At 37.1% G+C, this 13580-nt stretch carries 15 protein-coding genes; 9 read left to right on the forward strand and 6 right to left on the reverse strand.

All coding sequences use genetic code 11. From position 1 onward, the window contains the following. Positions 1-47 precede the first annotated feature (47 nt). Together BFM98_RS22555 and BFM98_RS22560 are read right to left on the reverse strand one after the other, a co-directional pair. The gene (locus tag BFM98_RS22555; RefSeq protein WP_048395789.1) at positions 48-962 is read right to left on the reverse strand and encodes an EamA family transporter; all 915 of its coding nucleotides are present in this window, start codon (positions 960-962) and stop codon (positions 48-50) included. An 18-nt stretch (positions 963-980) separates the two neighbouring features. After that, the gene (locus BFM98_RS22560) at positions 981-1544 is read right to left on the reverse strand and encodes a GNAT family N-acetyltransferase (RefSeq protein WP_066038452.1); all 564 of its coding nucleotides are present in this window, start codon (positions 1542-1544) and stop codon (positions 981-983) included. Positions 1545-1700: 156 nt separating this feature from the next. On the opposite strand from BFM98_RS22560, the gene BFM98_RS22565 reads away from it, so the two are divergent. The 5 genes from BFM98_RS22565 (at position 1701) to BFM98_RS22585 (ending at position 5083) form a co-directional block, all read left to right on the forward strand. Next, entirely contained in the window at positions 1701-2648 is a 948-nt protein-coding gene (locus tag BFM98_RS22565) for a carbohydrate kinase family protein (protein ID WP_054548551.1), read from the forward strand. Between the two features lie 21 nt (positions 2649-2669). Continuing rightward, positions 2670-3101: a protein-tyrosine phosphatase family protein gene (locus BFM98_RS22570; protein WP_066038453.1), complete on the forward strand. Its 432-nt coding sequence runs from the start codon at positions 2670-2672 to the stop codon at positions 3099-3101. Between the two features lie 118 nt (positions 3102-3219). Then, the gene (locus tag BFM98_RS22575) at positions 3220-3423 is read left to right on the forward strand and encodes a PLDc N-terminal domain-containing protein (protein ID WP_081010918.1); all 204 of its coding nucleotides are present in this window, start codon (positions 3220-3222) and stop codon (positions 3421-3423) included. Next, positions 3420-4304: an ABC transporter ATP-binding protein gene (locus BFM98_RS22580; RefSeq protein WP_048395781.1), complete on the forward strand. Its 885-nt coding sequence runs from the start codon at positions 3420-3422 to the stop codon at positions 4302-4304. Before BFM98_RS22575 ends, BFM98_RS22580 begins: the two co-directional genes overlap by 4 nt. Beyond that, positions 4301-5083 (forward strand): ABC transporter permease, encoded by a 783-nt coding sequence (locus BFM98_RS22585; RefSeq protein WP_066038454.1) that lies wholly within the window; start codon positions 4301-4303, stop codon positions 5081-5083. Before BFM98_RS22580 ends, BFM98_RS22585 begins: the two co-directional genes overlap by 4 nt. Before the next feature lie 39 nt (positions 5084-5122). Here the strand turns inward: BFM98_RS22585 and BFM98_RS22590 are convergent, their stop codons facing one another. Together BFM98_RS22590 and BFM98_RS22595 are read right to left on the reverse strand one after the other, a co-directional pair. Further along, entirely contained in the window at positions 5123-5776 is a 654-nt protein-coding gene (locus tag BFM98_RS22590; RefSeq protein ID WP_066038455.1) for a GAP family protein, read from the reverse strand. After that, entirely contained in the window at positions 5773-6543 is a 771-nt protein-coding gene (locus BFM98_RS22595; RefSeq protein ID WP_254660077.1) for a MerR family transcriptional regulator, read from the reverse strand. Before BFM98_RS22595 ends, BFM98_RS22590 begins: the two co-directional genes overlap by 4 nt. A gap of 175 nt (positions 6544-6718) precedes the next feature. Between BFM98_RS22595 and BFM98_RS22600 the strand changes: the two genes are divergently transcribed. Continuing rightward, a complete protein-coding gene (locus BFM98_RS22600) occupies positions 6719-7423 on the forward strand; it encodes a CBS domain-containing protein (protein WP_048395772.1) in 705 nt (234 codons plus the stop codon). Positions 7424-7448: 25 nt separating this feature from the next. Here the strand turns inward: BFM98_RS22600 and BFM98_RS22605 are convergent, their stop codons facing one another. After that, positions 7449-8168, reverse strand: coding sequence for a DUF421 domain-containing protein (locus BFM98_RS22605; RefSeq protein ID WP_082148191.1), 720 nt, complete (start codon positions 8166-8168; stop codon positions 7449-7451). 102 nt (positions 8169-8270) lie between these two features. Here BFM98_RS22605 and BFM98_RS22610 point away from each other — a divergent pair, with 102 nt between their 5' ends. Beyond that, on the forward strand, positions 8271-9476 hold the full coding sequence (locus BFM98_RS22610) for an MFS transporter (RefSeq protein ID WP_048395769.1): 1206 nt from the start codon (positions 8271-8273) through the stop codon (positions 9474-9476). Between the two features lie 28 nt (positions 9477-9504). On the opposite strand, the gene BFM98_RS22615 is transcribed toward BFM98_RS22610, so the two are convergent. Then, a complete protein-coding gene (locus BFM98_RS22615; protein WP_036075307.1) occupies positions 9505-10191 on the reverse strand; it encodes an adenine nucleotide alpha hydrolase family protein in 687 nt (228 codons plus the stop codon). Positions 10192-10755: 564 nt separating this feature from the next. Between BFM98_RS22615 and BFM98_RS22620 the strand changes: the two genes are divergently transcribed. After that, positions 10756-13167 carry a Na+/H+ antiporter subunit A gene (locus BFM98_RS22620; RefSeq protein WP_066038457.1) on the forward strand — a complete coding sequence of 804 codons (2412 nt, stop codon included), beginning with the start codon at positions 10756-10758 and terminating at the stop codon, positions 13165-13167. Further along, the gene (locus BFM98_RS22625) at positions 13157-13579 is read left to right on the forward strand and encodes a Na(+)/H(+) antiporter subunit B (protein WP_004233141.1); all 423 of its coding nucleotides are present in this window, start codon (positions 13157-13159) and stop codon (positions 13577-13579) included. The genes BFM98_RS22620 and BFM98_RS22625 overlap by 11 nt, the downstream gene beginning before the upstream one ends. Position 13580 lies beyond the last annotated feature (1 nt).

Here is a 13580-nt window from a genome sequence, read left to right on the forward strand (position 1 = left end):
ACTCCTTAAAAAGGAATCATTCCATTTTTAAGGAGTTTTTTGTCGTTTTATGAATGTGCTTCTAATAAGCTATCCTTTTGTTGACGTTGTGCAACAATGGTTGGCAGCATCATACCAGCAATCACCAGTACAATCCCGATAATTTGTACAGCAGTTAAAGGTTCATGCAAAACAATAACAGAAACAGTAACAGCCACTGGTAATTCAATGGCACTTAAAATAGAAGCAAGCGCACCACCGATTTTAGGGATAGCAATTGAAAATAGATAAATCGGTAAAATGATACCGAAAAGACCTAGTGCTAGTCCGTATTTCCACAGGCCTTGCATAAATAGTTTACCGTTCCAAATAACCTCTGGGCTTAGGAAAATACTGATCAAAATAAGGGCTACAGAGGAAACGATTAATACCCTTGATGTGGTAGTCACGCCCTCGACGGGTCGAGAATTAAATTGAATAAAACATGCAAAAGTAACGGCTGCTGTAAAACCGAATAGCCATCCTTGAATAGGAATGTCACTTAAATCTACATTTAATACACCTGCAGCTAGAATCGTTCCTATAAATAAGATAACGATTGAAATTACTTCAGGTCTACTTGGTAATCTTTTATGGAGGGCACAATCAATCAGTAGACCAATCCATGTAAATTGGAATAACATGACTACTGCAAGAGAAGCAGGAAGATACTTTAAAGATTCTCCGTACACGATACCTGTTGTCCCTGTAAAAATTCCCGCGCATATTAAAATAAGTAAGCCCTTCTTGGACGGTCTTGGTAATTTTCTGTCAGTAAAAATAAAGATGGATATTACGAGTAAAAAGCCAATAATATATTGGCTTGATACAGCCTCTGCTGATGTAAAGCCATGCTGCATAGCTACTTTGACAATAGTCGACAAGATCCCGTAACTACTAGATGCAATAACAATCAAAAGAGGGTAAATCAAATTGTTTTTCATATATTAGTTATTCACTTCCTAAAACTGTTTAACCATATGGTGAAAAGGCTCATCAATAATTGACCAAGGCTCCGTAATAACAAATCCTAGTCGTTCATAAAGACGGCGAGCTTCTTCTTTTTGGGTTTCAACATTTAATGATAATTTTGTATAGCCACGCTGCTTTGTCAGCTCTTCAGCAAATTGTAATAGCAATGTTCCGATTCCTTTACCACGTGCAGCTGGTGCAACACAAACTGTATCAATGTAAGCCTCATCTTCATGGGCTTCTTGGTCAATAACAATGGATGGCGCATTTTTTGCTTCAAGCCATTTAACAAGGTTAGCGTCCATGTGAACGGCTTGTTCGCCGTGATAATAAACGAGAATCCCCAAAATCTGTTCATTTTCAGTAGCGACAAAAGTATTTAAATAAGAATGTCGATTGTCTTCTTGGTGAAAAAGAACAGTCAGCTCTTGTATAACAGCCTCCGTTGATTGCTCACCAGTTAAGCGATTAGCAATATCGCCAATGGCGTCGATAATTAAAGGCACAACGGCATGGGCATCTTGTGGTTGCGCTTGTCGAATTGTAATACTCATTTTGATAATCCCTACCTTTCTATAGGCAAGTATAACAAAGATAGGGGATGACTCAAGTTATCCATCCGCTCATAAAGAAATCCCAAAAGTAAAAACCTTTATAGAATGACAATTTTCGTGTTAATCTATAATGACTAGACTTTCAGGAGGACTATCATGACAAAGCAAGAGAAGGATTTTATATTAGTCTATGGAGATGCTTTTATTGACTATATTGCTGATGATGTAACAAACACATCATTTACTAAATATATGGGTGGCGCAACGGTCAATGTTGCAGCGGGTATTAGCCGCATTGGTGCGCCTTCCGCATTAATTACAATTACGGGGGATGACGAGGGCTCGCAATTTGTGCGAGATGGGCTTGCCCAAGAGGGTGTGAAACTGGATTATGCCGTATTTGATCCAGCAAAACGAGTAAGTGGTGTATATGTGCATCTAACAGAAGCATGTGAGCGAATTTTTAAGGATTATGTTGATGAAACACCTGATTTACAAGTTGAACCATCACAGCTAAATGAAGCAGCTTTTAAGCATGCCTCTGCTTTAACGGTGTGTTCAGGCACAATGTTCCATCCAACAGCTCTTGCTACAACACGAGCAGCAGTAGAAATGGCTAAGGACAAGGGTGCGATTATTGCAATGGATGCAAATATTCGTCCTTTACGTTGGAGCAGTGAAGAAATTTGTCGAGATACGATTACATCATTTTTCGAGGATGTCGATATTTTAAAGGTGACGGATGATGAGCTATTCTTCCTGACAGAGACAAGTAGCTTAGAAGAAGGTATCGAGCAATTAAATAGCTATTTAGTGCCTATTATTTTAATTACCGTAGGAGAAAACGGGACTTATGCAGTCCTTAATGGTGAAGTTATCCATGTACCTACTGAGAAAGTAGTGCCTGTGGATACAACAGGTGCGGGAGATGCATTTATGGCAGGTGTCCTACGTGATGTCCATTACAATGGTTTACCTACAACAAAAGAAGAACTAGTGCGTTGTACAAGCTTTGGCAACAAATTAGGAGCTTTTGCCGCAACAAAAGCAGGTGCTTTAACGGCTCTACCATATTATGAGGATATTAAGCATTTACTAAAATAAAACATGTGAGGCGTGGAGAATATGGGGAAAGACTACGATGTTTTAGTAAAGGATCAACTGTTCTTTGGCGGTGCAAAAGATGCAGAGGCTGCATTTACACAAGAATCCGTTGATGTTGTGATAGATGTTCGTGTTCAAGGGCTATCCCCTCAAGACCAGGAGACAGTTCCTTATTCTTATAAACATATGCCTATAGCAGATGAAGATAGTGAAGTAGCATCATCCATCCAACAAGTCGCGCAAGAAGTTGCTATAGCCTTTGAGACAGGGCAGAAAGTATATGTCCACTGTGGAAGTGGTGGTGGACGTGCAGGTGTTGCAGCTACTGCTATATTAATGGAGTTGGGTATGGCTGATTCATTAGAAGCAGCACAGGCAGCTGTCAAAAAAGCTCGTCCAGTGGTGACGATACGCCCTAAAATGGAAGACGCGCTGCAAAAACTTTATAAATAATTGAGAAGATGTACTAATTAAGGTACATCTTTTTTTATGATGTAAGAGATACTTTGTTCTATACATATTAGAACAAAGTTGTTATAGTTAATGTATAACAACTAATGAGGTGATCTGTATGATGGAGGAATTAGCAAAAGTTCCATGGGCAGTAATAGCACCGCTCATCATCGTTCAAATTATTTTGATGATTGTAGCACTTATTGATTTACGAAAAATTCATGCAACAAACGGCCCTAAAATTCTTTGGGTGTTTATTATTCTTTTTGCTAATCTATTTGGATCAATTGCGTACTTTATAGTGGGGAGAAAGCAGTCATGACAACTTTACTTCAAGTTATAGGTTTGACCAAGCAATTTGCAGAGCACAAAGTTGTAGATGCTATTCATTTTAACTTAGAGGAAAAAACTTCTACGGCTTTAATTGGTCCAAATGGAGCTGGCAAGACAACCACTTTATCTATGTTAACGGGGCTTTTAAGACCGACTGCTGGAAATGTAAAGATGCTAGGTAATGATTTACGTGCGAATATAGGTTTTTTACCCCAATATCCACAATTTCATCCTTGGTTAACTGCGTTAGAGTTTACAGAAATGGCTGCAAAATTGAATGGTGTAGCAGCCAAAAAGGCTAAATTAGAAGCACAAAAAACCTTAGAATTTGTAGGGTTAGGGGACGTCCAACATAAAAAAATAGCCTCTTTTTCAGGTGGAATGAAGCAGCGACTGGGTATTTCCCAAGCAATAGTGCATAAGCCTAAATTACTGCTATTAGACGAACCTGTTTCAGCTTTAGATCCAGTCGGCCGTAGAGAAGTACTTGATTTATTAAAAGGACTACAGCAAGAGACGACTATTTTATACTCAACGCATATTTTAAATGATGCTGAAGAAATGACAGATCAACTATTATTCTTGCAAAATGGAAAACTAGTAGAGCAGGGAACATTACGTGAAGTACGGCAACGTTTTGATGAGCAAAATTATGTCATTGAATTTGGCAGTGAAGAAGAGGCTAAGCTTTTTGCAAATTCCTCTAATCATGTAATAGGTTGTAATGTGTATATTGAGATCGTGAATGAAGAGCCGACGATGAAAATGTTGCTTCAACGGTTAAGTGAATGTCCTTATACAATTAGAAAGGTAGAGCGACAGACAGCATCTTTGGAAGAAATTTTCATGAAGGTGGCGAAAAAGGCATGAGAGGATTCAATGTACTTCTGCAAAAGGAATTTAGAGAAGCATGGCGGAGTTGGAAGTTTCTATGGATTCCTCTAGTGTTTGCTCTGCTTGGAATGAGTGATCCACTAACAAACTATTATATGATGGATATTTTAAATGCTGTTGGAAATGTTCCAGAGGGCTTTGAAATGTTGATGCCAGAATTAATGCCACTGGATTTAATTCAAGCTTCTATCGGGCAATTTCAAACAATTGGCTTGTTGGTGATGATGGCTTCGTTTGTAGGAGCTGTCAGTAAGGAACGTGCTAATGGTATGGCAACATTACTATATGCTCGACCTATATCATTTGGCGCATATTTTTTGAGTAAATTTGTTGTTATGAGCACCATTTGTTTTGTTAGTATTTTAGCTGGGTTTGGTGCAAGTGTCTATTATACAACTATTCTATATGGAACGTTGGACGTGGGTGCACTGTTAGTAAGCTTTTCTACGTACTATATTTGGTTGCTATTTGTGATAGCTGTTACGTTAATGATGAGTGCCAGCTTTAAAACAGTTATTGCTACAACATGTGCATTTACAGTGATCTTTGTTGGGCAAATTATCGATATGATTATAGGAATCTTTTGGACAATATCACCGTGGAAACTAGCAAGCTACGGAATTGCAAAATTTCGAGGGACAATAGATATGTCAGATTACTGGTGGAGCTTAGTCATTACGCTAGCATTGACAATTATCTGCATCGGCATTGGTATCGTGATGATGAAAAGAAATGCGTCTATGACAAAAATCTGAAGAGAAAACGGTAAAAATGGATTTTTACCGTTTTTTATTTTAAATCATCCTACCATTTATAAGCAAAATCAATCCTACAAAGAACATAATCCAAGAAAGGGTCGAGCTTGTTCTTTGATCAAAAAGCGTTTGAATTTTTCTTAAAGGTTTATTCATAAATCGGCGGAATAATAGATGTAAGCATAGTAGGATGATCCCTGGTGCAATCATTACTAAATTGTATCCTGCCAATAAAGGTAACCATTCATAAAACACTATTTGATTACTCGTTAAAATACCTATTGCCGCGAAATAAGGAAGAGCGGTTGCAACTTCTAAAATAGAAGTTGTGAAACCTAAAGCTACCATAGAGCTGACATGTAAAGATTTTGGTTTAGGGGATCCATTTGCCTTTCTTTTTGGAACTAACCAACTGCCAATAAATAAAATTCCCCCTACCATGGTCATGATTAATCGAGCTGAGTAACTATCTAGCAAATTAGAAATAGGGTTGAATATGACACCTAGACCTAACATTAAAAAAATCCCAGTACTAAAGTAAAACAACCCAACAGTCATTAAATAGGTTAATAAAAGGCGGATCTGCTGTTTTTTAGCCACAAGCAATACATAGACGGATACACCAATTATAGAAGGACTAAACATGTCTAACAAAGCTAAGGTACCAATCAGTAGCAACATTTCTATGTTCATGATTGTGACTTTCCTAACGCCTGTTTTTTTGTTTCATAAACATGAAAAGCCTGCTCTATAAAATGTAGAAATTCTTCCTCTAAAGGATATAATCCTATTTGTTCAGATTTATAAGTAGATTTTCTTATCGTCCACATCTTCTCTAAAAATTCATCATTTCCGTTATATTCTACCTCGGCTTTTTCCATCATTCGTTTAATAATAAACTGCACGGAATCGGCTTCAGGGCTTTCCTTATGAAGCTGCTTTAATTGACCTAATAAACCAATCCACTCTAAAGAATTAGGATCATTTTTATTTAAATTGGGTAATTTTCTAAATAGTTCCATTTCTTTGGCTGCAAAAATCTGCTGGCGGAAGGCTTGCTTATTATCTCGTTCTTGATTTGAAAGCTTAATGTACTTTTGGATAAGGGACTCTGTCAACCCACCTTCGATAGACGAAGCATTCTTTAATCCAAGAATAGTGTTCTTCATTTGCTGTAGTTTCTTTTGCTCTTCTGCTACAAAAGCTAACTGATGGTCTAAACTTGCTTCCCAGTTCCATGAATTATTGATAAGCGTCTGAATTTCTTTCAACTTGAAGCCCAATGCCTTTAAAAATACAATCTGTTGTAACGTTTTGAGTTCGTTCTCTCCGTATATCCTATGTCCCCCCTCAGTCTTTGCTATAGGAAGTAACAAGCCGATCTCCTCATAGTAACGTAACGTTCGAACAGAAATGCCAGTTTGTTTTGATACATTGTGAATCGTAAGCAAGGTAATCACTCCTCCTCTCTGTTAATGACATTATATAAAATGACGTAACGTCACTTTCAAGAGGGATTGTAAAACTCCTTTCTTGGAATCTCTATAACTTAGGAATATAATGGGTGTGTAACTCGAAATTTGTCAAATAACTCGGAAAATATATAGACTACTATAGAAAGAAGGGACATGAAAAGTGGGAACTGAAAATTCCGATCGTTTCCTGACAGCGTTTAATCGAATAGATCATAGACTGAGAGATATTGTAGGTGCGAAGGATTTTATGCCTTTTTATCGGCTGATTGATCAAGCAAAGAAAAAGGATGTCTTGGTGAAGAAATATGAAGATGATCTCCGCTCATATGCGGACTTACGAAATGCGATTGTGCATCATCGTACATCATTACATTATGTGATTGCAGAGCCACATACTGATGTTGTAGAACGAATTGAATACATAGATGCTACCCTTGCTAAGCCAACGCTTGTGGGGCAAATGTTCCGTAAAAGAGTATTGATTTTTCAAGAAAATGATTCTTTAAAACATGTTTTAAAAGTGATACGTCAGCGCAAATATACACAATTTCCTGTTTATTATAATAAGCAGTTTAAGGGGCTCATCACAACAGTAGGAATCACAAATTGGCTTGCGTCAAAGATGGGTGGTGATCATTTACCGAAAAGAATACCCACACTGCATGATATCTTATTGCATGAGAAAAATAGAGTGAATTACAAATTTGTCAGTAGAACGATATCCATCTATGAGGCTGAGGAAATATTTAAACAAGGAGTCGAAAGAGGGAGACGCTTTGAGGCATTATTAATAACGGAGCATGGTCAACCACATCAAAGATTACTCGGTATTATTACGCCCTTAGATATTGTCAAAATTGATTAACAAAAAAACGAGACTAGACAAGCAATTAAGGGCTTGAATGTCTCGCTTTATCTTTTAAGCTGATGTACAAGGAACCATTTGTTTGGACTTGAGCAAAATAAACTTCTTCTACAGAATGCACATTTTGCTTTTTCAATTTCTTTATTACCCAGTCTTCTGTCAGCTCAAGTTCAACAATATTCTCGGTAATAAGTTGACCATCAGAAATAACTTCTGTAGGAAGGTAGGTAGGTGGTGATACATCGGCTTTAACATCCTGCTTTGTAGCCACTTGTTCAGAGGTTTTTTGTAGCACACTGAGCTTTCCATTCGTTTCTAGTAAAGCATACTCAACGTCCTGTACGGAGAAAATGGCTTGTTCACGTAACATCATTGTAAGCTCATCTAGATGAAGACGGTTTTTTTGTAGTGCTGATTCTAATATAAGACCCTTTTGAATAACAATTGTTGGTTTATCATCAATGAGAACGCGAGCTTTTTTAGATTTAATCGTAATAACGGTCATCAAATACGTTAAAGCACTCCACCAAACGAGAGAAATCAAACCATCTAAAAATGGTGTTTCTTCCTGAGAGGCAATTTCTGAAGCGATCGACCCAAATGTAATACCTGTAATGTAATGGAAAAACGTTAACTGGCCTAATTGTTTTTTACCAAGTAGACGTGCCAGAATTAGTAAGGCAAAAAACGAAAGTGTTGTTCGTAGAATCATTTCCCAAAAGTGAGCATGAATAAAGCTTTCCATGCATATATCAACTCCTTTTACAGCTGTCGAACTATAGCTTGTGCAAAATGGTCGATAGTATGCGACAATCATTTTTAAACAAAATAAGAATGAGGTGGCAACATGAATAAACAATTAAATGTAACCAATCCAATCTATCCAATAATGATTGCAATCGGTGTTGCTCACCTAATCAATGATACGATGCAAGCTGTTATCCCAGCGATGTTTCCGATATTTAAGAGTGAATTAGGATTGACCTTTACACAAATTGGAATGATTTCTTTTGTATTAAACATATTTGCTTCTGCATTGCAGCCTGCGGTAGGCTTTATTAGTGATAAAAAACCAATGCCTTATGCTTTACCTATCGGTATGATTAGTTCATTTATAGGGATTGCTATTATAGCGTTCACAACGCAGTATTGGATTATTATTATTGCGGTATTATTTATAGGCTTCGGGTCAGCTATTTTTCACCCTGAGGGATCGAGAGTTTCCTTTATGGCAGCTGGATCTAAACGAGGACTTGCGCAGTCAATTTATCAAGTGGGGGGAAATTCAGGGCAAGCACTAGCACCATTAATTAGTGCTTATATCTTTGATATTTTAGGGCAACGTGGGGCTGCAATCATATTAGTAATTGCAACGTTTGGTATCATTTTATTAAGTAAAATTGCTACATGGTATAAAAAACAATTGGAGCAGGAGCGTGCAACTAAGAAAAAGCGTGTACTCGTCTCAACATTGCCTCCATTAACAAAGAAACAAGTAGGAATCGCATTAACATTATTATTTACAATTATTTTTGCACGATCATTTTATACAACAAATATAACAAGTTTTTATGTGTTTTATCTAATGGATCACTATGAGGTCAGCCTTCGACTAGGGCAAATATTAATATTCACCTTCATGGCATTTGGTGTAGTAGGTACCTTTTTCGGAGGTTCTTTATCAGACCGTATTGGTAGGAAAAATGTCATTATCCTTTCTGTAGTTGGCCCTATGCCATTTTGTTTAGCATTGCCATATGTACCATTATGGGCGGCTATGATATTTTTAGTTATTATTGGTACGTTGATTATGATTAGCTTCTCCGTAACGGTGGTCTATGCGCAAGAGTTAGTCCCAACAAAAATTGGCACCATGGCAGGTTTAACAACAGGATTTGCTTTTGGAATGGGCGCAATAGGGGCAATGGTTATCGGCGTTTTAATGGATCATAAAGGCATTGATTTTACAATGATTGTTGTTTCATTATTACCTTTATTATTACTAGTTGCCTTCTTCTTACCGAAAGATAAACCTGCTTCAGCTGCTGTCTAATAAAAAAAACGCGTATCTACGCGTTTTTTTATTGTCTTAATGGAGCTAAAAATTCTGCTGGCAATTTTTCCTGATCAATTACATAGCCCTCTGAAATATGAACTTCATGCATTTTATCGTTGTAAGTAAATTTAAAGATGCCATTGTCAAAATCTGTGCCAATTTCTTTGAAGAATATACCTTCAATCGATACATACTTAGGACATGTAAATGCTACTTTAAAGTTCTCCTGTTCTTTAATTAAGTAAGCACGTACTCCTTTTTCATATGTTTCATTTGCATCATCATCGGTTGGGCGTTGAACAGCTACGATATGAAAATCAACAAAAGGGACTTCCTTTAACAGTACGTTTAAGAACGAACCTTTAGTGATTTCCTCCCAACGGCTTTGTGCGCTTTGCCCTACGATAATTTGTGAAATACTATAATTCTTCGCGACCTCTGCAATAACCTTTTGTATGGGGCGTTTTTCATTATCTTGCAAAATAAATTTTTCAACCTCAAGTTCATCTGATAACTTTTTCCATTGCTCTATATAACTAGATTTCTCTGCGTCAAATGCATCAAGGGGTTGCGAATCGACTGAAAGAATATAGAGTGGGCAATCAAGCATTGTGGCCATCTTATGACCACGACGAATCAAACGTTCGCCATTTAAGCCGTAATAAACACAAACTAATATACTTTCATCCAAACGCCCTTTTACATGCTTCATAAAAAATGTACACCTCTTATCTGTTGGTATTTTGTTAATTTCACTGTTGATTTTGAAAAAATTATCCTAAAACAGCTAAAATCGATGCTGTTACAGTGCATTATGCTCATTTATATTGTATACTTAAAAATGTATAAAAGTTAACGAAAATGTATTGGAAAACCCTTGAAGGATTAAGCTTAAATCGATAATTAGAGATTATTTAATTTATGCATTCTGTGCATCTATGCTAATTTGCTTTCATATGCCACACTATTATGCAGTGAGTTAAATAGATAGTCAAGTGTCTTCATTATGCTGATATTAACTGAGTTGTAACTGTATAAATTATCTGATTTTCCACAAGTTATTTAGGCTTGCATCGGGTTAGAAGTGACTAAATAACTAAAATAACCGTTTTTATAAACAATTAGGCACTTTAATACCCCACCACATTCCATTAATAAATTTCAAGAATACATCTAATATGTTCCTTAGCTTGAACAAATTTCTAAAGTCTTAGCACTTTACATGCCCATCACCACAAAAATTTGCTAGATGATTTAGATAGTAGGAGGTTTTCATTTGGTCACAGTTCTCATTGCGATACTTTTGCCATTTGTTTGTGCTGCTCTAATTCCATTGCTTTACAGGCGACTAAGGCGTGTCACACATCTTGGCTGGTTTGTTTTATCTGTTCCATTCATCTTGTTTCTTTTACTCGCTCGCTATATTCCTCAATTAGCCGAGGGTAAAACCTTTATTCATACATGTGAGTGGATTCCCTCTTTTAATATAAATTTCACAACTTACCTAGATGGACTCAGTATGATTTTTGGTCTGCTGATTACAGGTGTAGGTAGTTTAGTCATTTTATATTCTATTTTTTATTTATCAACGAAAGAATCTCTTCATCATTTTTACTGCTATTTATTACTATTCATGGGCGCTATGCTTGGCGTTGTTTTTTCAGATAACCTAATGGTATTATACACATTTTGGGAATTAACGAGTGTGTCATCATTCCTATTAATCGCATTTTGGCATCATAGAAAGGCTTCTCGGGCAGGTGCTAAAAAAGCGATGATGATTACCGTCTTTGGCGGACTCTCAATGCTTGCGGGTTTCTTAATGCTCTATGTAGCTTCTCATACATTTAGTATTCGTGAAATTGTAGCTAATGTAGAGGTTATACGAGATCATACCTTATTTACGCCAGCGCTTATTCTAATTTTACTAGGGGCTTTTACAAAATCTGCACAATTTCCATTCCACATTTGGTTGCCTGATGCTATGGAGGCCCCAACACCTGTTAGTGCTTACTTACATTCCGCAACAATGGTGAAGGCAGGCATTTATTTAGTTGCTCGTTTTTCACCGGTTTTTGGAGGAGAGGCAGTATGGTTCTGGCTAGTTAGTGTTATCGGCCTAGTTACATTATTCTGGGGCTCCTTTAATGCTGTCCGTCAGACGGATTTAAAAGCATTATTAGCCTTTTCAACAGTGAGTCAGCTTGGTTTAATTATGAGTCTCTTTGGTCTTGGGTCTGTTGGTCATTATTATGGCTATGAGGAAAACTCGATTCTTTACACCCAAGCAAGCTTTGCAGCGCTATTTCACCTTGTGAATCATTCGACCTTTAAAGGAGCTTTATTCATGATGGTTGGAATTGTCGATCATGAAGTAGGTACCCGTGATATTCGTCGTTTAGGTGGCTTAATGTCTTTCATGCCTATCACTTTTACAATTGCTGTGATTGGTAGCTTCTCAATGGCAGGACTGCCACCATTTAATGGCTTTTTAAGTAAGGAAATGTTTTTTGCAGCAGTATTGGCTATTCGTGATGTAGAAGCATTCTCTATTGCTGATATAGGGCTGTTTTTTCCTATAGTAGCATGGGTGGCAAGTATCTTTACCTTTGTCTATAGTTTGATTTTAATTAGTCGTACATTTTTGGGTAAACTACAGCCAGAGAAGATTGATAAAAAACCACACGAAGCTCCACTTGGCATGTTAATATCGCCAATTATTTTATGCTTGTTGGTAGTTGGTATCTTTTTCTTCCCTAATATATTAGGTCATTATATTTTAGAGCCTGCTATGGCTAGTATTTATCCAACATTCCCAACTACAAGTGAGTTAACACCACATATTCATGCATGGCATGGCATCAATGCAGAGTTATTGATGACAGTAGGTGTCATTATTATTGGAATTATCTTATTTAAAACATTAAAAAGCTGGAAGCCACTTTATCGTCTATTTTCACAAAAGTATACGTTTAATACGTATTACAATCGAATGATAGAGATGAGTGAAAATGGCTCACAGAAGCTTACCAATAAATATATGACAGGTAATTTAACACATTATTTTGTCTATATATATGTATTTTTTGTTGCACTTATCGCTGGTTATTTTGTTTGGTCAGATGCCATGACCTTTAATTTTGACAAAGATTCCGCTATAGAATCCTACGAGTTAATCCTTGTGTTTGTCATGATTTTTGCTGCTGTTTGGATGATTTTCGCAAAGGGTCGGGTGACAGCCATGTTGCTAAATGGTGTACTAGGCTATTCTATTGCCTTCTTCTTTGTTATTTTCCGTGCACCAGACCTAGCTTTAACACAATTAGTTGTTGAATCGGTCACAACAGCTTTATTCCTTTTATGTTTTAAATATCTGCCAGATTTAATGCCAGAGCTACCACGTAAAAGGGTTCAATGGTCAAAAGCATTAATTTCTATTTTTGTTGGTGCAACCGTAACTATTGTTGGTTTAGCAGTAGTACACTATGATCGCTTTGAACCAGTGGCTACTTACTTCAATGATGCCTATGAATTGGCTGGCGGTTCCAACATCGTTAATACAATACTAGGGGATTTCCGTGCTTTTGATACGATGCTAGAGGTTGTTGTTCTTCTAATTGCTGGCTTAGGGGTCTATGCTCTGACAAAGCTTAAGCCACGAAAGGAGGAAGCAGATCATGAAAATTAATGATGTGATTTTAAGAACCGTCACCAAAGCCGTTGTGTTCATTATTTTAACACTCGGCGTGTATTTATTCTTTGCTGGGCATCATGCTCCTGGTGGTGGCTTTATAGGTGGTCTGGTGTTAGCCTCAGGCATTGTTTTGTTATATCTAGCCTATGATATTGAAACTGTTCATAAAGGGATGCCTTTCGACTTCAAAAAAGTTGCAGCTCTTGGTGTATTGCTAGCAACTGGAACAGCAATAGGTTCGTTGTTTTTTGATGTCCCATTTTTAACACAAGCACATACGTATATAGATGTTCCTATCTTTGGGAAAATGGGCTTTTCAACTGTCACTATTTTTGAAGCAGGTGTGGCTTTAACAGTGGTGGGGGTTGTTGTAACAATTATTTTAAGTATAAGCGAGGATGAGTAGC

It is taken from the genome of Lysinibacillus sp. AR18-8 (genome assembly GCF_001705465.1).
Taxonomy (GTDB): domain Bacteria; phylum Bacillota; class Bacilli; order Bacillales_A; family Planococcaceae; genus Lysinibacillus; species Lysinibacillus capsici.

Bases quoted from the DNA above. Each gene is read 5' to 3' on its own strand.
- BFM98_RS22575 (WP_081010918.1), top strand. From the start codon at position 3,220: ATGATGGAGGAATTAGCAAAAGTTCCATGGGCAGTAATAGCACCGCTC.
- BFM98_RS22585 (WP_066038454.1), top strand. From the start codon at position 4,301: ATGAGAGGATTCAATGTACTTCTGCAAAAGGAATTTAGAGAAGCATGG.
- BFM98_RS22555 (WP_048395789.1), bottom strand. From the start codon at position 962: ATGAAAAACAATTTGATTTACCCTCTTTTGATTGTTATTGCATCTAGT.
- BFM98_RS22570 (WP_066038453.1), top strand. From the start codon at position 2,670: ATGGGGAAAGACTACGATGTTTTAGTAAAGGATCAACTGTTCTTTGGC.
- BFM98_RS22615 (WP_036075307.1), bottom strand. From the start codon at position 10,191: ATGAAGCATGTAAAAGGGCGTTTGGATGAAAGTATATTAGTTTGTGTT.
- BFM98_RS22580 (WP_048395781.1), top strand. From the start codon at position 3,420: ATGACAACTTTACTTCAAGTTATAGGTTTGACCAAGCAATTTGCAGAG.
- BFM98_RS22610 (WP_048395769.1), top strand. From the start codon at position 8,271: ATGAATAAACAATTAAATGTAACCAATCCAATCTATCCAATAATGATT.
- BFM98_RS22625 (WP_004233141.1), top strand. From the start codon at position 13,157: ATGAAAATTAATGATGTGATTTTAAGAACCGTCACCAAAGCCGTTGTG.
- BFM98_RS22565 (WP_054548551.1), top strand. From the start codon at position 1,701: ATGACAAAGCAAGAGAAGGATTTTATATTAGTCTATGGAGATGCTTTT.
- BFM98_RS22560 (WP_066038452.1), bottom strand. From the start codon at position 1,544: ATGAGTATTACAATTCGACAAGCGCAACCACAAGATGCCCATGCCGTT.
- BFM98_RS22590 (WP_066038455.1), bottom strand. From the start codon at position 5,776: ATGAACATAGAAATGTTGCTACTGATTGGTACCTTAGCTTTGTTAGAC.
- BFM98_RS22605 (WP_082148191.1), bottom strand. From the start codon at position 8,168: ATGGAAAGCTTTATTCATGCTCACTTTTGGGAAATGATTCTACGAACA.